At 71.3% G+C, this 23,220-nt stretch carries 21 protein-coding genes and 1 pseudogene; 12 read left to right on the top strand and 10 right to left on the bottom strand.

The window, feature by feature from the left end; genetic code table 11:
• Positions 1 to 6: 6 nt before the first annotated feature.
• From DAI17_RS20155 to DAI17_RS20140, 4 genes are read right to left on the bottom strand one after another with little or no spacing between them, the layout of a single operon-like run.
• Complete coding sequence (locus DAI17_RS20155; protein WP_107775039.1) at positions 7 to 942, bottom strand: SDR family oxidoreductase; 936 nt, start codon at positions 940 to 942, stop codon at positions 7 to 9.
• Positions 939 to 2,129, bottom strand: a complete 1,191-nt coding sequence (locus tag DAI17_RS20150; RefSeq protein WP_107775038.1) for an acetyl-CoA acetyltransferase — start codon at positions 2,127 to 2,129, stop codon at positions 939 to 941. Before DAI17_RS20150 ends, DAI17_RS20155 begins: the two co-directional genes overlap by 4 nt.
• Entirely contained in the window at positions 2,126 to 3,547 is a 1,422-nt protein-coding gene (locus DAI17_RS20145; RefSeq protein WP_107775037.1) for an OB-fold domain-containing protein, read from the bottom strand. The genes DAI17_RS20150 and DAI17_RS20145 overlap by 4 nt, the downstream gene beginning before the upstream one ends.
• Positions 3,544 to 4,578, bottom strand: coding sequence for an LLM class flavin-dependent oxidoreductase (locus tag DAI17_RS20140; RefSeq protein WP_159081668.1), 1,035 nt, complete (start codon positions 4,576 to 4,578; stop codon positions 3,544 to 3,546). The genes DAI17_RS20145 and DAI17_RS20140 overlap by 4 nt, the downstream gene beginning before the upstream one ends.
• A gap of 145 nt (positions 4,579 to 4,723) precedes the next feature.
• On the opposite strand from DAI17_RS20140, the gene DAI17_RS20135 reads away from it, so the two are divergent.
• On the top strand, positions 4,724 to 5,503 hold the full coding sequence (locus DAI17_RS20135) for an SDR family NAD(P)-dependent oxidoreductase (protein WP_159081667.1): 780 nt from the start codon (positions 4,724 to 4,726) through the stop codon (positions 5,501 to 5,503).
• A 31-nt stretch (positions 5,504 to 5,534) separates the two neighbouring features.
• Entirely contained in the window at positions 5,535 to 7,046 is a 1,512-nt protein-coding gene (locus DAI17_RS20130) for an aldehyde dehydrogenase family protein (protein WP_159081666.1), read from the top strand.
• Between the two features lie 36 nt (positions 7,047 to 7,082).
• Here the strand turns inward: DAI17_RS20130 and DAI17_RS20125 are convergent, their stop codons facing one another.
• The 3 genes from DAI17_RS20125 to DAI17_RS20115 are packed head-to-tail and all read right to left on the bottom strand — an operon-like array spanning position 7,083 to position 10,008.
• On the bottom strand, positions 7,083 to 7,856 hold the full coding sequence (locus DAI17_RS20125) for an enoyl-CoA hydratase/isomerase family protein (RefSeq protein ID WP_107775033.1): 774 nt from the start codon (positions 7,854 to 7,856) through the stop codon (positions 7,083 to 7,085).
• On the bottom strand, positions 7,853 to 8,887 hold the full coding sequence (locus DAI17_RS20120; RefSeq protein ID WP_159081665.1) for an acyl-CoA dehydrogenase family protein: 1,035 nt from the start codon (positions 8,885 to 8,887) through the stop codon (positions 7,853 to 7,855). Before DAI17_RS20120 ends, DAI17_RS20125 begins: the two co-directional genes overlap by 4 nt.
• Positions 8,888 to 8,895: 8 nt before the next feature.
• Positions 8,896 to 10,008 carry an acyl-CoA dehydrogenase family protein gene (locus DAI17_RS20115; protein ID WP_234412627.1) on the bottom strand — a complete coding sequence of 371 codons (1,113 nt, stop codon included), beginning with the start codon at positions 10,006 to 10,008 and terminating at the stop codon, positions 8,896 to 8,898.
• 74 nt (positions 10,009 to 10,082) lie between these two features.
• On the opposite strand from DAI17_RS20115, the gene DAI17_RS20110 reads away from it, so the two are divergent.
• From DAI17_RS20110 to DAI17_RS20100, 3 genes are all read left to right on the top strand, one after another.
• Positions 10,083 to 10,949: a TIGR03619 family F420-dependent LLM class oxidoreductase gene (locus DAI17_RS20110; protein ID WP_159081664.1), complete on the top strand. Its 867-nt coding sequence runs from the start codon at positions 10,083 to 10,085 to the stop codon at positions 10,947 to 10,949.
• A gap of 61 nt (positions 10,950 to 11,010) precedes the next feature.
• The gene (locus DAI17_RS20105) at positions 11,011 to 12,210 is read left to right on the top strand and encodes an acyl-CoA dehydrogenase family protein (protein WP_107775029.1); all 1,200 of its coding nucleotides are present in this window, start codon (positions 11,011 to 11,013) and stop codon (positions 12,208 to 12,210) included.
• Between the two features lie 141 nt (positions 12,211 to 12,351).
• Positions 12,352 to 13,101: a FadR/GntR family transcriptional regulator gene (locus DAI17_RS20100; RefSeq protein WP_199905233.1), complete on the top strand. Its 750-nt coding sequence runs from the start codon at positions 12,352 to 12,354 to the stop codon at positions 13,099 to 13,101.
• Positions 13,102 to 13,118: 17 nt separating this feature from the next.
• On the opposite strand, the gene DAI17_RS20095 is transcribed toward DAI17_RS20100, so the two are convergent.
• The 3 genes from DAI17_RS20095 to DAI17_RS20085 are packed head-to-tail and all read right to left on the bottom strand — an operon-like array spanning position 13,119 to position 15,894.
• Positions 13,119 to 13,913 carry a crotonase/enoyl-CoA hydratase family protein gene (locus DAI17_RS20095; protein ID WP_107775028.1) on the bottom strand — a complete coding sequence of 265 codons (795 nt, stop codon included), beginning with the start codon at positions 13,911 to 13,913 and terminating at the stop codon, positions 13,119 to 13,121.
• Positions 13,910 to 14,674 (bottom strand): SDR family NAD(P)-dependent oxidoreductase, encoded by a 765-nt coding sequence (locus tag DAI17_RS20090; protein WP_107775027.1) that lies wholly within the window; start codon positions 14,672 to 14,674, stop codon positions 13,910 to 13,912. The genes DAI17_RS20095 and DAI17_RS20090 overlap by 4 nt, the downstream gene beginning before the upstream one ends.
• A 17-nt stretch (positions 14,675 to 14,691) precedes the next feature.
• The gene (locus DAI17_RS20085; RefSeq protein ID WP_107775026.1) at positions 14,692 to 15,894 is read right to left on the bottom strand and encodes a thiolase family protein; all 1,203 of its coding nucleotides are present in this window, start codon (positions 15,892 to 15,894) and stop codon (positions 14,692 to 14,694) included.
• Positions 15,895 to 16,056: 162 nt separating this feature from the next.
• On the opposite strand from DAI17_RS20085, the gene DAI17_RS20080 reads away from it, so the two are divergent.
• The 7 genes and pseudogenes from DAI17_RS20080 to fbiC all read left to right on the top strand — a co-directional run.
• Entirely contained in the window at positions 16,057 to 17,199 is a 1,143-nt protein-coding gene (locus DAI17_RS20080) for an acyl-CoA dehydrogenase family protein (protein ID WP_107775025.1), read from the top strand.
• Positions 17,196 to 18,044 carry an amidohydrolase family protein gene (locus DAI17_RS20075; RefSeq protein ID WP_107775024.1) on the top strand — a complete coding sequence of 283 codons (849 nt, stop codon included), beginning with the start codon at positions 17,196 to 17,198 and terminating at the stop codon, positions 18,042 to 18,044. The genes DAI17_RS20080 and DAI17_RS20075 overlap by 4 nt, the downstream gene beginning before the upstream one ends.
• A complete protein-coding gene (locus tag DAI17_RS20070; protein ID WP_107775023.1) occupies positions 18,041 to 20,173 on the top strand; it encodes an acetate--CoA ligase family protein in 2,133 nt (710 codons plus the stop codon). Before DAI17_RS20075 ends, DAI17_RS20070 begins: the two co-directional genes overlap by 4 nt.
• The gene (locus DAI17_RS20065; RefSeq protein WP_107775022.1) at positions 20,170 to 20,970 is read left to right on the top strand and encodes an enoyl-CoA hydratase/isomerase family protein; all 801 of its coding nucleotides are present in this window, start codon (positions 20,170 to 20,172) and stop codon (positions 20,968 to 20,970) included. Before DAI17_RS20070 ends, DAI17_RS20065 begins: the two co-directional genes overlap by 4 nt.
• A 1-nt stretch (position 20,971) precedes the next feature.
• Positions 20,972 to 22,120 carry an acetyl-CoA C-acyltransferase gene (locus DAI17_RS20060; RefSeq protein ID WP_107775021.1) on the top strand — a complete coding sequence of 383 codons (1,149 nt, stop codon included), beginning with the start codon at positions 20,972 to 20,974 and terminating at the stop codon, positions 22,118 to 22,120.
• A gap of 119 nt (positions 22,121 to 22,239) precedes the next feature.
• Complete coding sequence (gene npdG / locus DAI17_RS20055) at positions 22,240 to 22,902, top strand: NADPH-dependent F420 reductase (protein ID WP_107775020.1); 663 nt, start codon at positions 22,240 to 22,242, stop codon at positions 22,900 to 22,902.
• 1 nt (position 22,903) lies between these two features.
• A pseudogene (gene fbiC, locus DAI17_RS20050) lies at positions 22,904 to 23,220 on the top strand (7,8-didemethyl-8-hydroxy-5-deazariboflavin synthase); the annotation flags it as partial.

Raw genomic sequence — 23,220 nt, 5'->3', positions numbered from 1 at the left:
CGTGGCTCAGACGGGGTCGTAGGCGAACAGGTCGCCGGACCGGTCGAGCGGGTAGAGCGAGCCCGCGACCGACGGCAGCATGTGGTCAGCCAAGGTCGCCGGGGTCCAGCCCTCCGACCGGTGGACCGACCGGATCGGGCGGGGCTGGCTGAAGAGGTGCACCTCGTTCTTGCGCACCGCGAAGATCTGCCCGGTCACGTCCCGGGCGAGGTCGGAGGCGAGAAACACCACGAGCGGCGCGACGGTCTCCGGCGTCATGGTCTTCTGGCGCGCCACGCGGGGGTCGTCCTCGGGGATCTGCACGAGACGGCTCCAGGCGAACGGCGCCACCACGTTGGACCGTACGCCGTAGCGCTCCATGTCGAGCGCGATCGCCTTCGACAGCCCGACGATGCCCATCTTCGCCGCCATGTAGTTGGCCTGGCCGTAGTTGCCGACGAGCGCGGACATCGACACGAAGTGCACGAAGCTGCCGGAGCCCTGCTCCTTGAAGAAGGGCGCCGCCGCGCGCGAGGTGTTCCAGGCTCCGTGGAGGTGGACGGCCAGCACCTTCTCCCAGTCCTCCTGCTCCATCTTGTGGAAGATCCGGTCGCGCAGGATGCCGGCGTTGTTGACCACCGAGTCGATGCGGCCGAAGGTGTCGACCGCCGTGACCACGATGCTCCGGGCGCCCTCCGGGTCGGCCACGCTGCTGTGGTTCGCGACGGCGCTGCCGCCGAAGGCCGTGATCTCGTCGACGACCTCGTCGGCCGGCTGGCTCGCCCCATCGCCACCGCCGTCGGTCGAGCCGCCGAGGTCGTTGACCACGACGTGCGCGCCCTCCCGGGCTGCCAGGACGGCGATCGCGCGTCCGATGCCGCGACCCGCGCCGGTGACGGCGATGACGCGTCCCGCCATGCTGTCGCCGGTTCCGGGGATGGCGGTGGTTTCTTCGGTGGTCATGCGTCCTTCTCCGATCCGACGATGCCGATGAAGCTCACGCAGTTGCCCGGCGAGCCACCCAGGTTGTGGGTCATGGCACGAGTACGTGGGGTGTCGATCTGCCGCTCTCCGGCCTCGCCGCGCAGCTGCAGCCAGCACTCGTAGAGCATCCGGAGCCCGCTGGCGCCGATGGGGTGGCCGAAGCTCTTCAGGCCGCCGTCGGGGTTGACCGGCAGGTCGCCGTCGAGGTCGAAGCGGCCGTCGAGCACGTCCTGCCAGCCCTGGCCCCGCGGGCTGAAGCCGAGGTCCTCCATCAGCACGAGCTCGGTCGGGGTGAAGCAGTCGTGCACCTCCGCCATGGCGAGCTCCGACGCCGGGTCGGTGATCCCCGCTTGGCGGTACGCGTCCTCCGCGCAGCGGACGACCTCCTCGAACGAGGTGTAGTCGTAGGTGGGGTCGGTTGGACCCTTCGCTGGCCCGGCGACCATCGACAGGGCCTTCACGAACAGCGGCTTGTCGGTGTAGTCGTAGGCCCGCTCCGCCGGCACGATCACCGCCGCGGCCGCACCGTCGGCGACGCCGGAGCAGTCGAGCACGCCCAGGCTTCCCGCGACGGCCGGCGACGACCGGATCGTCTCCAGCGACATCTCCTTGCGGAACTGCGCCAGCGGGTTGAGGGCACCGTTGCGGTGGTTCTTCCACGCGATCCGGGTCATCACGTCCTTCAGGACCTCGTCCGAGACGCCGTACTTGCGGGCGTACGCCGGCGCGAGCAGCGAGAACAGGGCAGGCGCGCTCGTGGCGGTCGCTGTCCCGTCGCCGACCGGACGGTCGACGATGAGGCCGGCGAAGCCGCTGTCCTTGAGCTTCTCCACACCGACGGCCATGGCGACGTCGTAGGCACCAGAAGCCACCGCGTAGCAGGCGTTGCGGAACGCCTCGGAGCCGGTGGCGCACAGGTTCTCGACCCGGGTCACCGGCTTGTAGTCGAGCTTGAGCGTCCGGGACAGGGTGACCCCGCTCGGCCCCGAGGCCAGCGTGCCGAACCAGTAGGCGTCGATCGCGTCGACGTCGGTCCGCGCGCTGCGCATCGCTGCGGATGCGGCGTCCAGCACAAGGTCGTCGACACCCTTGTCCCAGTGCTCGCCGAAGGGTGTGCAGCCCACCCCGACGACCGCGACCTGGTCGCGGATCCCACGTGACGTCATGCGACCTCCTCGGCGTCGAGGACCGGGCGGCCCTTCCAGAAGTAGTTGCGGACGCCGTCGGCCTCGTAGAGGCAGCGGAACGTCATCTCGAACCTCGCACCGATCGTGATCGCGTCGGCGTCCACGTCGGTGAGCTCGGCCGGGAAGCGGCCGCCGCCGTCGAAGTCCAGGACGGCCGCGAGGAATGGCGGGCTGGGGGAGAAGGCGAGGTGGTCGACGGTGAACGTCGCGACGCTGGCGCGGCGGTCGGCGAGCCGAAGCTCATCCATCCGGTCGACCGCGTGGCACTGCTGACACACGCGCGACGGCGGCAAGTGGACGGCCTCGCACTCGAGGCAGCGGCTGCCGGTGAAGCTGAACTTCCACGCCGACGTCCGTGCCGACGAGGGCGCCGACGGTTTGACCGGCGAGGGGCGGCGCGGCGGCTCGCGGTCGAGCATCCCGCGCCAGGAGAGGAACGTCGGGTAGTCCACCGCGAGGGTGCCCCGCCCGACCCGCTCGGCGACCGGGGCCACCGGTCGGGCGGCGGCGACGCGGTCGGTGGTGCGGAGGACGAGGGCGTCCGCCCCGTCGGCGAGGGCCACCACGAGGACGACGGCGTCGGCGGCTGCGCGGTCGAGGACGTCGGCGAGCTCGAGCAGCAGGCCGGTGCCTCCGGCGTTGCCGACCGTCCCGGTCATCCGGTCCGCGACGTCGGCATCCGACCGCAGGCCGTGGAGTCGCTTCAGGCTCCGGACGGCTCGCTCGTGCGGCCCAGCGACGACGAGGTGGTCGACGTCGTCGATGGTTAGGCCAGCGTCCGCGAGCGCCCGGTCGACGGCGCTACGACCGAGTGGTACGTAGATCGACTCACCGAAGCGTTCCTCCCAGACCTGCGACCACCGCTGGCCGGGCTCACGCCAGCGGTCGAGGAACTCCTCGGTGGCCGATCCCGCCCCGAGCAGCCGGGCGACCGGCTCCTCGTCGGCGGACACGTAGACGGCGGCCGCCGCGTCGCCGCCCGCGGTCTCGTCGGTGCTGCCGGGCCGTCCGGTCCGGATGTCCGAAGTCACCAGCACGACGTCGCGTCCGGCGGAGCCGGCGTCGAGGGCCGCGCGCAGCGCGCCGACGACCGCCCGACCCGAGCCGTGCATGTCGTGGGCGGTGATGGTCGAGGACAGGCCGAGGCCGGCGTGCACGACGGTGGCGTTGGACTTGTCGAGGTAGACGGGGTCGCCGGTGACGAAGAGCAGAGCGGACGGCGCCCTGTCCGCGAGCAGGTCGCGGGCGGCTTCGACGGCGAGCGTCGTGGTGTCCTCGTCGTAAGAGGCCACGGCCCTGGCCCCGCGAGTGGCGCGGGTGCCGAGGGCCGAGGCGATGGCGGAGCGGTGGAGACGGTGGCGCGGGACGTAGACGTCGAGGGCGATGATCCCGCTCATCCGCGAAGCCTGGGCAGCACCTCGGTGCCGAACAGCTCAAGCTGCTTCATCGCCTCGGCGTGCGAGAGTCCCGGCCAGTGCGGCTTGAACATGAAGTTGGTCATCCCGATGCCCTCGCGGAGCGCACCGAGCTGGTCGACGATCTCGTCGACCGAGCCGAGGAGGAAGCGCTTCTCCGGGTCGGGCATCTCGGCCTTGGCGGCCGCCGCCGCCTCCGCCATGGTGTTCTCGCCGCGAAGGCCCCAGTTGGCGTACGAGCGGTATCGCAGCTCGGCGCGCTTGGCTGCGAGGTCACGAGCCTCGGCGCGGTTGGAGGCGATGAGGAGCTCGCGGCGTACGGGGAGCTCGGTCTCGACAGGCAGGCCGACGGCCTCGCGCTCGGCGCGGAAGACGTCGACGAGCTCGCGGAGGGCGTCGTGGTCCGGGAAGGGCGGGACGCACCAGGCATCACCCATCCGCGCGGCGCGCTTGATGGCGGGTGTCGACTGCCCACCGACCCAGATCGGCATCCGCGGCTGTTGGGTCGGGAGCACCGACGGCTCGGCGTTCTCCAGGTGCCACCAGTCGGTGGTGTCGGAGACGGGCTCGCCGCTCCACAGCCGCTTGATGAGATCGAGGCCCTGCTCGAAGCGCCGCACCTTGGTCTTCGGGTCGACGCCGAGGGCGAGGAACTCGCGGTCGGAGTAGCCCAGGCCGACGCCGAGGATCGCGCGTCCCTCGGTCACGGCGTCCAGGGTGGCGGCCTGCTCGGCGAGCTCGACCGGGTTGGCCATCGACAGCAGCATGATGTGCGTGACGACCTTCATCGTCGGCGCAGCCTGCGCGACGGCGGCCAGGTAGGGGATCGGTTGGTAGTAGCGCAGCTCCGTGCCGATGAAGTGCTGCCCGCAGGCCAAGTGCGTGAAGCCGAGCTGCTCGGCGACCTGCGCGGTCTCCTTGTGCTCTCGGAACTGGCGGGTCGGGTCATCGCCCTTTCCGTAGATCGCGGTCAGCAGCACGCCGGCGTCCATGGGAAGCTCCTCGGTCGTCACGAGTGGAATGTGGGTGTCGCAGCGGGTGACCTCAAGTCATCGGCCACTGCGCTTGCCGTGAAAGCAAGTTCATATGCATGATAAGCATATTAACCACCAGGCGCCAGTGTCTGTCCGAACGACGGCGCCCGACAAAAGGAGCGCGATGAAGCTCGAGGGGCGGGTGGCACTCATCACGGGTGCCGGTTCGGGGATGGGGCGCGCGACCGCGCTGCTGTTCGCCGCGGAGGGAGCGCACGTCGTCGTCGACGACATCCGCCCCGAGGCGGCGGACGAGACGGTCGCGCTGGTGCGCGAGGCAGGTGGGGCAGCCTCACCCGCGTACGCCGACGTCACCGACGTCGAGCAGGTCGAGGCCATGATCGCGCAGGTCGCTCAGGACCGCGGGCGGCTCGACGTCCTCTACTGCCACGTCGGCATGCCCGGTGCCGCCGGCATGGACCTCACCGAGGAGGACTGGTCGGCGTCGGTCGACACCAACATGAAGGCGGCCTTCTTCGTCGCGTCCCGCGCACTGCCGCTGCTGCGGCAGGCCGAGGGCCGCGGCTCCGTCATCTTCACCGCGTCCGCGACCGGCCTCGTCGGCTCGCCCTACAGCCCGCTGTACTCGATGGCCAAGGGAGGTGTGGTGATGCTGGCCAAGGCGCTGGCCGTCCACACCGCCGCGGACGGCGTACGCGCCAACGCGATCTGCCCGGGCCCGATCGACACACCCATGCTGCCGCGCTTCTTCGGTCGGGAGGGCACCGCCGGCGAGAGCGGCCTGGACGACGAGCTGCGCGGCTTCCTCGCGAGCTCGGTCCCGATGGGGCGCGCAGGACAGCCCGAGGAGATCGCGTCGGTCGCGCTCTTCCTCGCCTCCGACGACTCCAGCTTCGTCACCGGCGTGGCCCTGCCCGTCGATGGCGGCATCACCGCCCGTTGAACAGGAAGGAGACCTCGCTATGACACCGCACATGACCCAGCAGTCCGCCGACGAGCTGTCGCGGCTCTCGCCCGCCGTCGCTGACCTCGTCCGGACCGCACCCGGCACCTACGTCGACGGGCAGTGGAAGGCCACCTCCGACGACACCGTCGATGTCGTCAGCCCGGGCACCGGTGCCACGGTCGCCACAGTCGTCACCTCCGGCACCGCCGGGGTGCGGCAGACGGTCGCGGCTGCCCGAAGGACCTTCGACGAGGGCTCGTGGGCCACGTCGTCCCCCCGCGAGCGCGCCCGCCTCCTGCGGAGCCTCGCTGCGGTGATCCGTGCCCACGCCGACGACTTCGCCGCTCTCGGCGTCATCGACGTCGGCACACCGATCTCGCTGAGCCGCGGGCTGCACGCCGCCGCCCCGGCGGCGTACTTCGACTTCTTCGCCGACGCAGCCGAGCGTGGACCGCTGGGCGGCTACGAGGAGGGCCTAGGGCTGCACCACGGTCCGCCGAACATGTCGATGAGCAACCTCTACCGAGTGCCGATCGGCGTCGTCGCGGCCATCTCGGCCTACAACTACCCGCTCCTCATCAGCGCCTTCAAGATCGGCGGTGCGCTCGCCGCGGGTTGCACCGCGGTGCTCATGCCGTCCCCGCAGACGCTCACGGCCTCGCTGCTGCTGATGCGCTGCATCGAGGAGGCCGGCTTCCCGCCCGGCGTCGTCAACCTCGTCACCGGCGGCGCCGACGTCGGTCGTGCGCTGACCGAGAGCGACGGCGTCGACCTGGTGACCTTCACCGGCTCGGTGCCGGTCGGCAAGAACGTGATGCGCCAGGCCGCGGACGGCCTGAAGAAGGTGGTCCTCGAGCTCGGCGGCAAGTCGCCGAACCTCGTGCTCCCGAGCGCCGACCTCGACGCGATCGTCGAGCCGAGCGTGTTGCGCTTCACCCGCAACGCCGGCCAGGGCTGCGGCTCGACCACGCGGACGCTGGTCCCGCGTGAGTGGTACGACGCCTACGCCGCGCGCGCGGCCGACGTCATGTCTGCGCTGCCGGTAGGCGACCCATGGGACGAGGCGACCGCGATCGGTCCGCTGATCTCGGCACCGCACCGCGCGCGCGTGCGGGGCTACGTCGACCGCGCGGTGGAGTCCGGCGCGATGGTCCTCGCCGGGTCGTTCGACGCAGTCCCCGGCGACGGCTTCTTCATGAACCCGCTGCTCGTCGGCGGCGTCCGGAACGACGCCGAGATCTCCCAGGAGGAGCTCTTCGGCCCCGTGGGGGTGCTGCTGCCCTACGACTCGGTCGACGAGGCGGTCGCCATCGCCAACGCGACGCGGTTCGGCCTGAACGGCAACATCTGGGGGACCACGTCCGAGGCTCTCGAGATCGCGGGCCGGGTGCGCGCGGGCACCGTCACCGTCAACGGCGGCGGTGCGGACCGACCCGATGCCCCGTGGCCCGGCATGGGCGAGAGCGGCATCGGTGTCGACCGAGGCATGGAGGGCTTCCGCGAGTTCTTCGACGTCAAGCACGTCCAGTTCCGCGTCTGAGCGACGTCCTCTCGGGGGCGTCCCCGAGAGGATGGCTCAGGCCGGCCGGCTGCGGCCGAGCAGGTCCTGCACCTCGGGGGTCGCCATCGCCACGCCCAGGTGGGACGACATCAGGTCGAGGTGGGTGCGCAGGTCCATCCGCGCGCTCGATCGGGCGGCGCGCTTGATCATCCCGAGCTGCGTGGTCGGCAGGGCGGCGAGCCGCGCGGCGAGTTCAAGGGCCACGGGCATGAGCTCGTCGGCGTCGACAACGCGGTTGACCATCCCGATCCGCTCGGCCTCCTCGGCGTCGACGAAGCGGCCGGTCATCAGGAGTTCGAGGGCGCGACCGAGACCGACGAGCGGGGGTAGCAGGTAGCAGCCCCCGTCGCCGGGGACCAGGCCGACGCGGATGTAGCCCTCCGAGGCGCGGGCGGTCAGGGCGGCGATCCGGAGGTCGCAGGCGAGCGCCATGTCGAGCCCGGCGCCGACTGCCGCCCCGTTGATCGCCGCGATGACGGGCGTCTCGCAGGCCTCGAGGGCGTGGAGCACCTGGTGGACGTGGTCGATCAGCATCCTCTTGTGGGCGACCGGGTGGTTCTCCACCGCGGCCAGGGCGCCGAGCTCGATCCCCGAGCAGAAGCTGTCGCCGGCGCCGGTGACGACGAGCGCACCGATCTCCGGGTCAGCGTCGACATCGCGCACGAGGCGGGCGCATGCGTCCATCATCTCGAGCGTGAAGGCGTTCTTCACCGCTGGTCGGTCGAAGGTGAGGACGGCGACGGCCCCACGCCGTTCGAGGTGGACGTGCTCGGTGGTCGGCCCGGTCATCGGACGGCTCCAGTCGGGACGAGGTGGTTCCAGAGGTCCTGCGTGGTCTCGGTGCCGGCGAGGGCGATGGCGTGCTCGAACTCGTCGCCGGCGTCGTCGCGCCACGACCAGAGGCTCATCGTGCGCCGGTGCAGCGGGTGCTCCAGCGTCGTGCCGATCGCCCCGTGGACCTGGTGGGCCAGGCTGGTCACCTCCTCGACGCCGACCGACGCCACGGCCTTGGCAGAGTGGACCTCTGCCGCGGCGGCGGGTCCAGCGACGGCGTACGCCTCCACTGCGGCGCGGGTCGCGACCGCGATGCCGTGGGCCTGGCTGGCCATCCGTGCGAGGTAGTGCTGGATCACCTGGTTGGCGCTGAGCGGGCGGCCGAACTGGACGCGCTCGGTCGAATAGCGCACGGAGAGCTCGAGCGCGGACCGGCACGCACCGGCGATCTGTACGGCGCGACCGAGGGCGGCGCGCAGCTCCAGCTCGGCGACGACCTCGGCAGCCGGTGCAGGCAGGGCGTACCAGTCGGAGTCGGGGACGACGTGGTCGACGGTGACGGTGCCGCGCGGCAGGGCGACGGGCGCCGCACCGGCAGAGCCCGGATCAGTGCGCAGGACCGCGACCGCTCCGTGGGCGGGCAGCACGAGGTGCACCTCGGAGACGTGGTCCCACCAAGCGACGCCGTCGACGGTGCCCGTCAGGTGTCGCCCGTCGGCGCCCTTCGCGACGTCGACGTCCTCGACGACCTCGAAGGTGGTGGCGGCGTCAGGGGCTGCGCGACCGGCCGCGGCAGCAAGCCAGCCCGCGAGCCAGGCCGTCTCCACGAGCGGGAGCGAGAAGCCCGCCTCGGCCGTGGCGCCGAGCACCGCCGCGGCCTCGACGAGTGAGCCGCCGCTCCCGCCGTGCTCGTCGGGCACGGAGACGAGGGTGAGGTCGGACGCTGCCAGCCGCTGCCACGCCTCCTCGGTCGTCGTGGCGTCGCCGAGGACGTCGACGACGAGGCCGCGCAGCTCGTCGAGCTCCTTCTCCACCTCAGTGTCCATCTGGCTGTTCATCGCACTCCCAGGTCTCGGGCGACGACGCCGCGGAGGATCTCCGGGGTGCCGCCGCGCAGCGTGAAGGTCGGGGCGTCGGCCAGGGACTCGGCTAGGAGCCTCTCGACGACGGGGTCGGCGGCACTGCGGAGGTGTCGCCGTACGACCGCGATGACGTCGGTCTCGAAGCGGGCGCCGAGGTCCTTGACCTTGGCCGCGTCGACGTCGGGCGTATGTCCTGCCTCGAGCGACACTGCGATCGAGGCGGACATCTGTCGCAGGGACCACAGTCGCGCCGCCAGCAGGCCTAGGTCCTCACGCGCACCCGGCGTCGATCCGTCGGTAGTGAGGGTCCGCGCCCAGGCGTTCAGCAGGGGGTAGGTGCTGAGGTAGCGCTCGGGGCCGCTCCGCTCGAAGGCGAGCTCCGCGGTGACCTGGCGCCAGCCGTTGCCCTCCGTGCCGACGAGGTGTCCCTCGGGCACGAAGACGTCCTCGAGGACGACCTCGTTGAAGTGGTGGGCGCCGTTCATCGAGATGATCGGCGAGACCGTGACGCCCGGGCTGTCGAGCGGGACCACCAGCTGGCTCAGGCCCGCGTGCCGGCTCCCCTCGGACGTGCTCGTGCGGGCGAGGGTCATCATGAACTGCGCGACGTGCGCGCCGGTCGTCCACACCTTCGCCCCCGACAGCAGCCAGCCACCATCGGTCTTGGTCGCCCGGGTGCGCACCGAGGCCAGGTCGGAGCCGCTGTCCGGCTCGCTCATGCCGATGCAGAAGAACGCCTCGCCGTCTGCGATGCGGGGGAGCAGGTCCTGCTTGAGCTCTTCGCTGCCGAAGGCCAGCAGGTTCGGGCCCATCTGCCTGTCGGCGATCCAGTGCGCGCCCACGGGCGCTCCGTGGGCGAGCAGCTCCTCGGTCACCACCAGCCGGTGACGCGGGGTCCCGCCCCGGCCGCCGTACTGGGTCGACCAGGCGAGCCCCAGCCAGCCCTGACCGGCCAGCGCGCGACTGAAGTCGGGGGAGAACTGCGTCATCCAGGAGTTGCAGTGGGGCTCGAATTTCCCCTCCGCCACTTCGGATCGGAGGAATGCACGCACTTCGGCGCGCAGCCGGTCGGGTTCGGGCAACACCTGATTCGCCTCCTGTGACCTTGCTTCCCAGAACAATACTAATCATGATTATATATAGCCGACGAGGAGGCGGAATGACAGTCTCAGTACGGATCTTCGGCGGCGACTTGGCCGACTACGCCGCTACCGCCCGGGCCGTGGAGCGCCTGGGCTTCGGCGGCGTGTGGGTGCCCGACCACGTGGTTGCGATGACCGCCGACGCGACGACGTACCCCTACAGCACCACGGGACGCCCGCGCTTCGAGGGCGAGACGCCGTTCGGCGACCCGCTGGTCATGCTGGCCCACCTGGCTGCGCACACCGAGCGGATCCGGCTCGGCGTTGGCGTCTTCGTGCTGCCGCTGCGGCACCCGCTACACGCCGCCCGGCAGCTGATGACTGTCCAGCAGCTCTCCAGGGGCCGGCTCGACCTCGGCATCGGCGTCGGCTGGAACGCGGCCGAGTTCGCCGCCCTCGACCAGACCTTCCGCCAACGTGGGGTGCGTGCCGTGGAGATGCTGGAGATCATGCGTGCGGCCTGGACCGGCACGGCCGTCGCGCGCCCGCCGGCCGACGGTGCGGCGTACGCCTTCGACGAGCTGCAGCTCTCGCCCGCCGTCTCCACGCCCATCCCGGTCCTGTGGGGCGGGGCAAGTGCGGTCTCGATCGAGCGTGCCGTGGGCCTCGCCGATGGCCTCTACGCGCCGCCCGGAGATCTCCAGGCAAGCCTGGAGATCCGGGATCGCGTCCTGGCGGCGGTGCGCGAGTCCGGCCGCGACCGCGCGGGGTTCCGCCTCGTCGGGCGCGCCCCCGACCCGGCGGCTGCCGGCGACGTCCACCGGATGCTCGAGGCCGGCTACGACGAGGTGGTCGTCAACATCCCGCGTGACCTCGCCGACCCCGACGACCAGGTCGCCTGGCTTGAGTCGATGGCCGAATCCGTCCTGGCCGTGCCCGCCTGAGCTGGCCCCTCATGACGCCTGACATGCCTGAATTGCACCTGAACGAGAGAAGAGGAACACCGTGACCCAGCTGGCCGACCAGATGACCGACGACGACATCCAGTCCCTCCGGAGGCTCATCCGGGAGTGGGGCCAGAAGCGCGTCCGCCCCCACTTCAAGGAGCTCGAGGACAAGGCGGAGTTCCCGTTCGAGCTCTACCGTGAGCTCGGCGACCTCGGCGCGTTCGGGTGCATCTTCCCGGAGTCCGAGGGCGGCACGAACGCGGGCTTCCGGGCTCTCGCGGCGGTCGCCGAGGAGCTGGCCTACGCCTACCCGCCGATGTCGGCGGGGATGAACCTGCAGGCCTGCACCGTCCCGCTGACGATCCACAACTGGGGCTCCGACGAGCTCGTCGAGCGCTACGTGCCCGGCCTGCTGAGTGCCGAGATCCTCGGCTGCAACGCGATGACCGAGCCGGACGGCGGCTCCGACTTCCTCGGTGCGATGCGCACCCGAGCGGTGCGCGACGGCGACGACTACGTCATCAACGGCGCCAAGATGTGGATCACCAACGCCAACGTGGCCGACGTCGCCGTCGTCTATGCCAAGACCGACCCGTCGGCGGCCCACAAGGGTGTCTCGGCGTTCCTCGTGCCGACCGACACCCCGGGCTTCGAGGCGACGCGGGTGCCCTGCCGGGTGCTCGGCAAGCTGATGCCGACCAACGCGATCTCGTTCACCGACGTGCGGGTCCCGGCGAGCAACCTGCTCGGCGCGGAGGGCGAGGGCTTCAAGGTGGCCATGAACGCGATGGACTTCGGGCGGCTGTCGGTCGCGGCACGGACGGTCGGCCTGGCGCAGGCGTGCCTGGACGCCTCCGTCGAGTACGCCAACCAGCGCGAGGCGTTCGGGCAGAAGATCGGCGGATTCCAGCTGATCAAGAAGCAGATCGCCGACATGACCGTCGAGGTCGCGGCTGCTCGTGCGCTGGTCCACGCGGCGGCCGTGCAGTACGACCAGGGCAACATCGCCACCCGCGAGAGCTCGATCGCCAAGTACTACGCCGGCGAGGTCGGCAACCGCGCCGCGCAGGCCACCGCTGAGATCTTCGGCGGCTTCGCCTTCAGCGACGAGCTGCCGATCAGCGTCTACCTCAACTACGCGAAACTGTGGCAGACCGGCGAAGGGTCGGCGAACATCCAGGCCGTTCTCATCGCGGATGACGCCCTGGGTTGGAAGGACATGGACCGGCACAAGACCACGATGCGCGTCCGGGGCTGATCCGTCGCCCACGTCAGCACGAGCGCACGAACTCGACGGTTCTTGCGCTCGTGCTGGCGTATTCGCGGCACGCTGCCTCTACACTGGCTGCATTCATGGGAAACATAGCCATGAACTCGGGAAGTCTAGGAAGGACACATCATGGCCGTCGGTGCCAACCAGCGACCTCGCAAGGTCGCGATGCTCGTGGCGCAGCGCATCATGCGCGACGTCGCGCGGTCGAATGCGAAGCCCGGCGATCTGCTGCCGCCCGAGCGGGTGATGCTCGAGCAGTACGAGATCGGGCGCGGCACGTTGCGCGAGGCGCTGCGCCTTCTCGAGTTCCAGGGCGCGATCGCCCTGAAGCCCGGACCGGGCGGCGGACCCGTCCTGCTCAGCCCCGATGCGTCTCACTTGGCGAGCAGCCTGCTGCTCTTCATGCAGCTGCACGGGGCGCCGTACCGGACCGTCGTCGAGGTGCGGCACGCGCTGGAGCCGATCACGGCCCGGATGGCGACCGAGCGCAACGACCCCGAGACGATGGACCGGCTCGAGCTGTCGATCAAGCAGATGCGCGAGGGGCTCGACGACCAGAACCTCTTCCTCGAAGCCAACAAGGACTTCCACGACATCATCGCCTGGGGATCGGGCAACGCCATGCTCGGCTTCTTCAACGAGTCGATCCTCGGGATCATGGACGGCACCGCGATCGGCATCGACTACCCGACGCCCCGCCGCAAGGCGATCCTGGACGCCCACGTGGGCATCTTCGACGCGATGCGCAGCAAGGACGTCGACCAGGCCGAGATCCTGAGCCGTCAGCACATCGATGCCTACGTCACCTACGCCGAGAAGAAGTTCCCGGACGTGTTGGACCGCCTGATCCTGTGGGACCAGGCGATCCAGGGTTGACCACCCTCACGGGCTGCTCAGCGACCGCGCCACACTGGCGTGCGGCGCTCCCGGAATGCGGTGGCGCCCTCACGCGCGTCCGCGGACGACCGCACCGGCTCGCTGATCTCGCGCTGCCGGTCAAACGCCTCGTTGCTGGGCCAGTCGCGGGCGCTCGACAGGATCTGCTTGGTCGCGCGGACCGCGAGCGGCCCGTTCTCGGCGATGGTCCCGGCGAGCTCGAGGGCCTGCGCGAGCGCCTCGCCGGGCTCGGTGATCCGGGAGACCAGGCGCGCATCGTGTGCCTCCTCCGCGGGCACGAGACGTCCGGTCAGCGCCCACTCCATGGCGAGGTGGTACGGGATCCGGGCCGGGAGGCGGAGCAGACCGCCACCGGCCGCCACGAGGCTGCGCTTGACCTCCGGCAGCCCGAAGACCGCTGTACGCGACGCGATGACGAGGTCGCACGCGAGGGCGATCTCGAACCCGCCCGCGAGGGCGTAACCCTCCACGGCCGCGATCAGCGGCTTGGCCGGGGGCTGCTCCACGAGGCCGGCGAACCCGCGCCCAGGGAGCGAGGGGCGCTCGCCCGCGAGGAAAGCCTTGAGGTCCATGCCCGCGCAGAAGGTCGACCCGGCGCCGGTGAGCACACCGACGGTCAGGTCGGGCCGCGAGTCGAGGTGGTCCATGGCTGCGGCGATCTCGATTGCGAGGGCGAGGTTCACGGCGTTCTTCACCTCGGGCCGGTTGATCGTGATGACCAGGGTCGCGCCATGCTGCTCCAGGAGGAGCAGGTCCGAGGAGACCGGCGCGACGTCGGGAGCGGCGCTCATCGCGGAGCCATCCGGATCGCGCCGTCGAGCCGTATCGTCTCGCCGTTGAGCATCGAGTTGTCGATGATGGCCAGCGCGAGGCGGGCGAACTCGTCGGGTTCGCCCAGACGCGCGGGGTGCGGAACACCCGCGGCCAGCTTGGCCTTCAGGTCGTCGCCGAGCCGGTCGAGGATGGGGGTGTCGAAGATGCCCGGAGCGATCGAGCACACGCGCACCTGCTTGGCCGCGAGGTCACGCGCCGCCACGAGAGTCATGCCGACGATCCCCGCCTTCGACGCGGCGTAGGGGGTCTGGCCGATCTGGCCCTCCCACGCCGCGACCGAGGCGGTGAGGATGCACGCACCGCGCTCCCCGTCGACCGGTTCGTTCTGCACCATCGCAGACGCGGCGTGCGAGAGCACCGTGTAGGTGCCGACGAGGTTGAGGCGTACCACCTCCTCGAATGCCCCGGCGTCCCCCGGGCGTCCCTCGCGGTCGAGCACCCGAACCGTGGCGCCGCGCCCGGCGCAGTGCACCAGCGCGCGCAACGGGCCGAGGGCGGCCGCGGTCTCCACCGCGGCGGCGACGTCGGCCGCCACGGTGACGTCGCCGGGGGCGAAGGTCGCGTGATCGCCCAGCTCCTCGGCGACGGAGGCGCCAGCCGACGAGGGGAGGTCGAGGATGACGACCCGTGCGCCGGCCTCGACGAGGCGGGCAGCGGTCGCCCGGCCCAGGCCGGAGGCGCCGCCGGTCACGATCGCCGATGCTGAGGTGAGATCCATCTGGATGTCCGTTCGGTTCAGGAGAGGACTTCGACGAGGGTGGCGTTCGCCATCCCGCCGGCCTCGCACATGGTCTGGAGGCCGAAGTGGCCGCCGGTGTCCTCAAGGTGATGGAGGAGGGTGGTCATCAGGCGTGCGCCGGAGGCGCCGAGCGGGTGGCCCAGGGCGATCGCGCCACCGCGGGGGTTGAGGCGGTCCAGCGGGGCGCCGAGGGTCGCCGCCCACGCGAGCGGCACCGGCGCGAAAGCCTCGTTGACCTCGTAGGCGTCGATCTCGTCGAGCGTGAGCCCCGTGCGCTTGAGCAGCTTCTCCGTCGCCGGGATGGGCGCGGTGAGCATGAGGACCGGGTCGTCGGCGGCGACGGACCCGATGTGGACCCGTGCCCGCGGACGCAGGCCGAGCTCGGCCGCCTTGCGGGCGCTCATCAGCAGGAGTGCCGCTGCGCCGTCGGTGATCTGTGAGGAGTTGCCGGCGGTGATCTTCCAGTCGATCGTCGGGTGGCGCTCGAGGTTGGCCTCGGTAGCGAACGCGGTGCGCAGGCCGGCGAGGCCCTCGGACGTGGTGCCGGGTCGGATGGTCTCGTCCGTGGATACCGCGCCGGCGGGCGTGAGGATCGAGGCGATCTCGCGGTCGAACCCACCGGCGTCGCGCGTGGCGGCTGCGAGCTGGTGTGAGCGCGCGGCGTACTCGTCGAGCTGGGTCCGCGTGAAGCCCCACCTGTCGGCGACGAGCTCGGCGGCCACGCCCTGCGAGGTGAGCTCGGGGAACCGGGCCCGGACGCCCGGGCCGAAGGGGTCCTTGCCCAGGGTGGACGAGCCCATCGGCACCCGACTCATCACCTCCAGCCCGGCTGCGACCACGATCTCGCTGGCGCCGGAGGTGATCGCCTGGACGGCGAAGTCCACGGCCTGCTGCCCCGAGCCGCACTTGCGTTCGATGGTCGTCGCGGGCACGTGCACGGGGAAGCCCGCCGACAGCCAGGCCTGGCGGCCGGGCGTCGAGGCCTGCTCGCCGCTCTGGCTCACGCACCCGACCAGCACGTCGTCGACAAGCGCGGGGTCCACCCCGGTGCGGTCGAAGAGCTCGGTGAACGTCTGGGCGAGGAGCTCCACGGGGTGGAGGGCCGCCAGGGCACCGGACTCCTTCCCTCGTGCCATCGGGGTGCGCACCGCGCCGACGACCACTGCGTCGGCCAGTCCGGTGGGGGCCGATAGGGCCATGGGGACCTCCTGGTCCAGGTGATGGGCTGCGTTGACTTCGGGATAATAGTAGATATGGTGATCATGAATGTCGACCGTAGATCTGATTCGTCTGGGAGTGGCACGCTTCCGGTGCAGGATGGTCGCCTTTCGAGGGCCAACACGACCGAAGGTGGATCGCAGATGTCTGACGCGCTCTATGCGCTGCCCGAGCGTTATCTCGAGCTCCAGGCCGAGGCGCGGGCCGTGGCCGCGTCGATCGCCGAGCTCGGCGACGACGGGCCGCTCGAGCGGGGCTTCAACCCCGACGTACGCCGTGTGCTCGCCGCGAGCGGGCTGGTCGGCACCACGGTCCCCCGGGCCTACGGAGGTCGTTTCGACGAGGTCGACTCGCTCGCCGTCACCATCGTCCGCGAGGCGTTCGCGGCCGAGAGCGGGCACCTCGACTCGATGTTCGCCATGCAGGGGATCGGCTCGTTCGCCCTCACCCGCGCCGGGAGCGACGCGCTGCGGAAGGAGTGGCTCCCGCGGGTCGCCCGGCTCGACGCCGTTCCTGCGCTCGGCCTGACCGAGCCGCACATCGGCTCGGACCTCAAGGCCCTGTCGACCACGGTCGAGGAACGCGACGGCGTCCTCCACCTGAACGGGCACAAGTCCTTCATCACCAACGCCGGCGAAGCCGACTTCTACTGCATCCTGGCCCGCGAGGGCGAGGGGTACTCGCTCGTCCTGGTGCCCGCCGACAGCGCGGGCCTGGCCATCAGTCGCCCGCATGACGTGATGGACGAGCACGTGCTCGGCGACGTCGTGCTCGACGAAGTCACCGTCCCGGTCGGCAACCGTGTGGGCGAGCCGGGCGAGGGCTTCACACACGTGCTGGCAACCCTGGCGACTTTCCGGGTATCGGTCGCCGGCGCCGCGATCGGCGTGGCGGACCGGGCGCTGGAGGAGGCGATGGCGCACGCGCAGGGCCGCGAGATGTTCGGCACCACCCTCTCCCGCCTCGGCGGGGTGCCCGCGACCCTCGCCATGTCATGGGTCGAGATCGAGATGGCCCGCTCCCTGACCTACCGCGCCGCGGCGGCCGCAGCCCGCGACCCGCAGGCCAACCTGCACCTCTCGTCGATGGCGAAGGTCGGTGCCACTGAGGTCGCCGGCAGGGTCGTCGACCGCGCCGTCCAGGTCATGGGGCGCTTCGGGCTCGTCACCGGTGGCACCGTCGAGCGGCTCTATCGCGAGGTGCGACCGATGCGCATCTACGAGGGCTCGACCGAGGTCATCCTCGACTCGCTGGCACGTCAGCTGATGAAGCGAGGCCCGCGGTGATCGTCGACGCACACTGTCACGTCTGGCCCGACGCCCTTGCCGCGCGACTCGTCGCCGCCCGTCCGGCGGGGCTCGACGCCGTCGGCGACGGGACCGTGTCAGGCCTGCTCCGGGCGATGGACGCCGCCGGGATCGACTACGGCTGCACTCTCGCGATCGCCAACGAGGCGCGCCACGTCGCGCGGACCAATGAGTTCGTCGGCGGCCTCGACCGGAGCCGCTTCATCCCGTGCGGGACCGTCCACACCGGCATCAGCGTCGAGGAGAACCTGCGTCACCTCCGCGACAACGGGATCGTGGGCGTCAAGTTCCACCCCAACTTCCAGGGCCTGTCCCTCGGTGACCCTGCGGTCCACGAGATCTTCGCGGCGCTCGCCGAGGAGGGCATCCCCGTCCTCGCGCACGTCGGCCACGGCAACGACGACGCCGCGACCGAGCGCGGTGCCACCAAGCACGTCTCCGCGATCATGGACGCCGTCCCCGACCTGGTCTTCGTCGCCTTCCACTACGGCGGCTACCACGACCTGTCAGGCAGCGAGGAGCAGACGCTGGGCGACCCGCGGATCTACGTCGAGACGTCGTGGCCGCCGCGCTTGGCTGACCTGGGCGCCGACCGCGTCCGCGCACTGATCGAGCGGCACGGACCGCGGCGGGTCGTCTTCGGGTCGGACTGGCCCATGGCCGACCCGAGCGACGAGATCGCCTTCATTCGTTCCCTCGGGCTCCCGACCGCTGATGAGGACGCGATCCTCGGGGACACCCTGGCGGGCCTGATGGGGGTCACCACGCCAAGCACCACCACGCCACAGACCAGCACCGACCTGCAGGAGGACCACCCCCGATGAGGCTCGTCACCGGCTCCGAGGAGTCGATTCACCGTATGTGGCACCCCGAGCGGGTCGCGATCGTGGGCGCCAGCGGCCGCGAACACAGCCTGGCCTGGTGGCCGCAGCGGCTCCTGCAGCAGTACGGCTTCGCCGGGGATCTGATCCCCGTCAACCCGAACCGCGACGAGATCGGCGGGCTGCGCTGCGCGCCCTCGATCGCCGACGTCGAGGGCCACGTGGACGTAGCGGTCGTGACGATGGACGCCATCGGGACCGCCCGCGCTGTCGCCGAGTGTGCCGCCGCCGGTGTCGGCGCGGTCGTGCTCCCCGCCCAGGGTTTCGGTGAGGGTGGCGAGGACGGAAAGCGCGTCGAGCGCGAGATACTCGAGGTCGCCCGTGCGGCGGGCATGCGGATCCACGGCCCGAACTCCGACGGAATCGCCAACTTCGCCAACGGCACGGTGCTCTCCATCCAGCCCGTCCTGGGCCAGGGTGTATCCCCCGGCAAGGTCGCCGTCATCACGCAGAGCGGCGCGACCGCCGGGTCTTTGGTGTCCCGCCTCGCGGACGAGGGCATCGGCGTGAAGTACTACGCCAGCGCCGGCAACGAGATCGACCTCGGCTACGCCGACTACCTCTCCGTCGCCCTGCAGGACCCCGAGGTCGAGATGGTCCTCTCGTTCGTCGAGGCGATCCGTCGCCCCGACGACTTCGTCGCCGTCGCCCGCCTCGCCGCCGAGCTCGGCAAGCCGATCGTCGCCATCAAGGTGGGGCGTACAGACCAGGCGGCGGCACGCGCCGCCGCCCACACCGGCGCCCTGGCCGGTGAGGACCGGATCTACCAGGCGCTCTTCGACTCCCTCGGCGTGATCCGCGTGGATGAGCTGAGCGAGGTCGTGGCGATCGCCAAGCTGCACCTCGCGGTGCAGTCGAAGGGCGCGAACGTCGCGGGCCGCGACATCGCCGTGATGTCGGTGTCCGGCGGCCAGGCCGGCGCGCTTGCCGACCGCGCGGCCGACTTCGGCCTCCGGCTGCCGGCCGTGTCGCCGGCTACGGCCGAGCGGCTCGACGCGCTGTTCCCCCACGGCAACGCGCTCAACCCGTGCGACCTGACCGGTGACGTCGCCAAGCGCGCTGACCTGGCCGCCCTGGCCTACGAGGCATTCGCCGCCGACAACGGCGTCGACCTCCTGGTCTACGCGCGCAAGGAGCTGACCGGCGCGATGGGTCGCGACAGTGCGACCCATCTGGCCGAGGCCGCTGGGCGCACCTCCCTCCCGCTCGTGGTCTACGCGATGGACGGCAGCTGCAACGACGACGAGCGCGCCACCTATGCCACGCACGGCGTACCCGTCTTCGCCTCGGCGAGCGAGCTCTTCGCTGCGGTTCGCGGTCTTGCGGACTTCGCAGCGCGCCCGACGACCCTCGAGCTCGAAGTGCAGCGCGAGCCGGTCGCAGCGATCCCCGCCGGTCGCACCGGTGCGCTGGCCGACGAGGACGCCAAGGCGCTGCTGGCGGCCTACGGCATCCCGTTCCCCGCGGAGACCGTCGTCACCGACGCGGACGGCGCCGCGAAGACCGCCAGCGACATCGGGTTCCCCGTCGCGATGAAGGTGGTCAGCGACCGGATCTTGCACCGGACCGAGATGGGGGGCGTCGTGCTGCGCGTCGAGGACGAGGCCGGTGCCCGGTCCGCCTTCGATCTCCTCTCCGAGCGGGCTCGCGAGGCGCTCGGCGGTGACGACGCCGACGGGATCCTCGTGCAGCAGCAGGTCGTGGACGGGGTCGAGATCCTCGTCGGTCTCGTGGTCGACCCGCAGTTCGGCCCGTTCGTCGTGGTCGGCACCGGTGGGGTCATGACCGAGCTCCTCGACGACGCCGTGCTGCACCCGGCGCCCGTCACGCCGGAGCGGGCCGTCGCGATGGTGCGCTCGCTCAAGGGTTTCGCGCTCCTCGACGGCTTCCGCGGCGCGCCCCCGGCCGACGTCGAGGCGCTCGCGCAGGTCGTCGCCGACCTCTCGCGCCTCGGCGCGGACCACCCCACCGCCATCAGCGAGCTCGACCTCAACCCCGTTCTGGTCCGCCCCGACGGACGTGGTGCGGTCGCGGTCGACGCCCTCGTCCTGCGGGCGGAGGGCCCGGCATGAGCGACCTCGTCCGCATCGAGCGCCGCGGATCGATGGAGGTGCTGGTCCTCAACCGCCCCGGCGAGCGCAACCCGCTGGACCGGGAGTCCTCGAGCGCCTTGCGCGCGGCGTTGCACGCGGCATTCGAGGACCCGGCGGTGCGGTCCGTCGGCATCACCGGCGCCGGCGACGCCTTCTGCGCCGGCGGCGACCTGCGCCAGATGGCCCGCTTCCGCGAGATCCCGGTCGAGGAGGCCTACGCCTGGCCCCAGGCCATCGTCGACCTCCACAAGGACATGCTCGACGCCCCCAAGCCGGTGGTGGCGGCCGTCAACGGTCCGGCATTCGCCGGTGGCATGGGACTCGCCGGGATGTGCGACATCGTGATCGCCAGCGACCGGGCGAGCTTCGCGATGCCCGAGGCCAAGCTCGGTCTCTTCCCGATGATCATCGTCGCTCACCTCGCGCGCTCGATCCCGCGCAAGGTCCTGCTCGAGATGATGATGACGGGAGACGCGATCGACGCCGCCGAGGCCCACCGCATCGGTTTCGCAAACCGGGTCGTGCCCGCAGCCGGGCTCGACGACGCGCTCGCCGAGTACGCCGCCAAGCTGGAGAAGGTCAGCCCTGTCGCGCTGCGGCTGGGCCGCAAGACCTTCACCCTGCTCGCCGACATGCCCGCTTCGCAGGCGCTCGACGCTGCGCAGTTCCTCAACCTGCCGTTCTTCCTCGGGACCGACCTCGCCGAGGGCGTCGACGCCTTCTTCGGCAAGCGCCGCCCCAGCTGGATCCCGACCGACCCGAGCACGGAGCAGTGACATGACCGACGCCTACATCGTCTCCGCCGTCCGCACCCCCGTGGGCCGTCGACGGGGCGGACTCTCCAGCGCCCACCCCGTCGACCTCGCGGGCCACGCGATCCGAGCCGCGGTCGAGCGCAGCGGCGTGGCTCCGGAGCTCGTCGATGACGTCATCCTCGGCTGCGTCTCGCAGGTCGGGGCCCAGGCCTTCAACGTCGCGCGCACCGCGACCCTCGCCGCCGGCCTTCCGGAGACGGTGCCTGCGACCACGGTGGACCGGCAGTGCGGCTCCTCCCAGCAGGCCGTCCACTTCGCCGCCCAGGCGATCAGGTCCGGGGACATGGACCTGGTGGTCGCCGGTGGTGTCGAGGTGATGAGCCTGGTGCCCATCGGCAGCCCGGCCGTGCTCGGTCAGGAGGCCGGCATGGGGCATCCGCGCTCGGGCCTCCGCTGGGCCGAACGCTACGGCGACCAGGAGATCAGCCAGTTCCGTGGCGCCGAGATGATCGCCGCGGAGTACGGCGTCGATCGCCGGCAGATGGAGGAGTTTGCGCTCGAGAGCCACCAGCGCGCGGCCCGCGCGGTCGAGGCCGGCGCGTTCGACGACGAGATCGAGCCGTGGGAAGGCGTGAAACGGGACGAGGGTCCCCGGCCCGACACGACCCTGGAGAAGATGGCTGGGCTGGCGCCCGTCACCGAGGGCGGCGTGCTCACCGCCGCCGTCGCGAGCCAGATCTCCGACGGGGCAGCGGCCCTGGTCATCGCCTCCGGCGAGGCCGTCGAGCGCCACGGGCTCGAGCCGCTGGCTCGGGTCCACACGACCGCGGTGGTCGGCTGCGACCCGGTGACGATGCTGAGCGGCCCGATCCCTGCGACTGCCCGCGTGCTGGAGCGGTCCCGGCTCAAGCTCGAGCAGATCGACCACTTCGAGGTGAACGAGGCGTTCGCCCCCATCGTGCTCGCCTGGCTGAAGGCCACCGGCGCCGACCCCGAGCGGACCAACCCTCTTGGGGGTGCGATCGCCCTCGGTCACCCCCTGGGTGCGACCGGCGCACGGCTCATGACGACCATGGTCCATGCGTTGCGCCGCTCCGGCGGGCGCTACGGGCTCCAGACCATGTGCGAGGGAGGCGGCCTTGCCAACGCCACGGTCATCGAGATCATCTGAGGTGCTCGGTTAGTCGGTCGGCACTGCGGTCCCCACATGTGGGACGACAACCAGTAAGCGCCGAATGATATGCATGGTTTGCTATCGTGTGCGGCATTCTTCACACGCAAGGAGTCATCATGGATTCTCCCGGACGCACCGTGGCCGTGCTCGGTGGCACCGGCCCCCAGGGACGCGGCCTGGCGCGCCGCTTCGCACAGGCCGGCCTCCACGTGGTCCTCGGCAGCCGGGCCGCCGAGCGCGCCGAGAAGGCGGCCGCCGAGCTGTCGGAAGTGACCGGCGGCCACGTCGAGGGCGCGTCCAACGCGGGCGCGGCGGCGGCCGGTGACATCGTGCTGGTGGTCGTGCCGTGGGACGGCCACGGCGAGCTGCTCGAGTCGCTGAAGGGCGAGCTCGCCGGCAAGATCGTCGTCGACTGCGTCAACCCGTTGGGCTTCGACAAGCAGGGTGCCTATGCCCTGCCGGTGCCCGAGGGGTCGGCGACTCAGCAGGCGGCCGCGATCCTCACCGAGTCGCGCGTGGTGGGGGCCTTCCACAACGTGTCGGCGGTGCTGCTCGAGGATCCCGAGGTGGAGTCGGTGGACACCGACGTGCTGGTGCTCGGTGACGACCGGGAGGCCACGGACGCCGTCCAGGCGCTCGCCGATGCGGTGCCCGGCATGCGCGGGATCTACGCCGGGCGCATCCGCAACGCCCACCAGGTCGAGGCCCTGACCGCCAACCTGATCAGCATCAACCGCCGCTACGAGGCCCACGCGGGCGTGCGGGTCACGGACGTGTGAGATGAGCCGCGAGACACCTACCCCGCAGCAGGTGCGCCGCGCCTTGGCGCGCGCCGAGCGCGGCGCCGCGCTGGACGTCGACGAGGCCACCGTGCTGCTCGCGGCGGCCGGGGAGGACCTCGACCGCCTGACGGCCGTCGCGGCGCGGGTCCGCGACGCCGGGCTGGTGGCAGCGGGTCGCCCGGGCGTGGTGACCTACTCGCCGAAGGTGTTCATCCCGGTGACCCGGCTGTGCCGGGACCGGTGCCACTACTGCACGTTCGTCGAGACGCCCGCGCAGGCCGAGCGCGAAGGCCGGGCGCCGTACATGTCTCCCGA

The organism is Nocardioides sediminis, assembly GCF_003047295.1.
GTDB lineage: Bacteria > Actinomycetota > Actinomycetes > Propionibacteriales > Nocardioidaceae > Nocardioides > Nocardioides sediminis.
The sequence above is the reverse complement of the archived record's forward strand: the minus strand, read 5'-3'. Positions and strand labels throughout refer to the sequence as shown.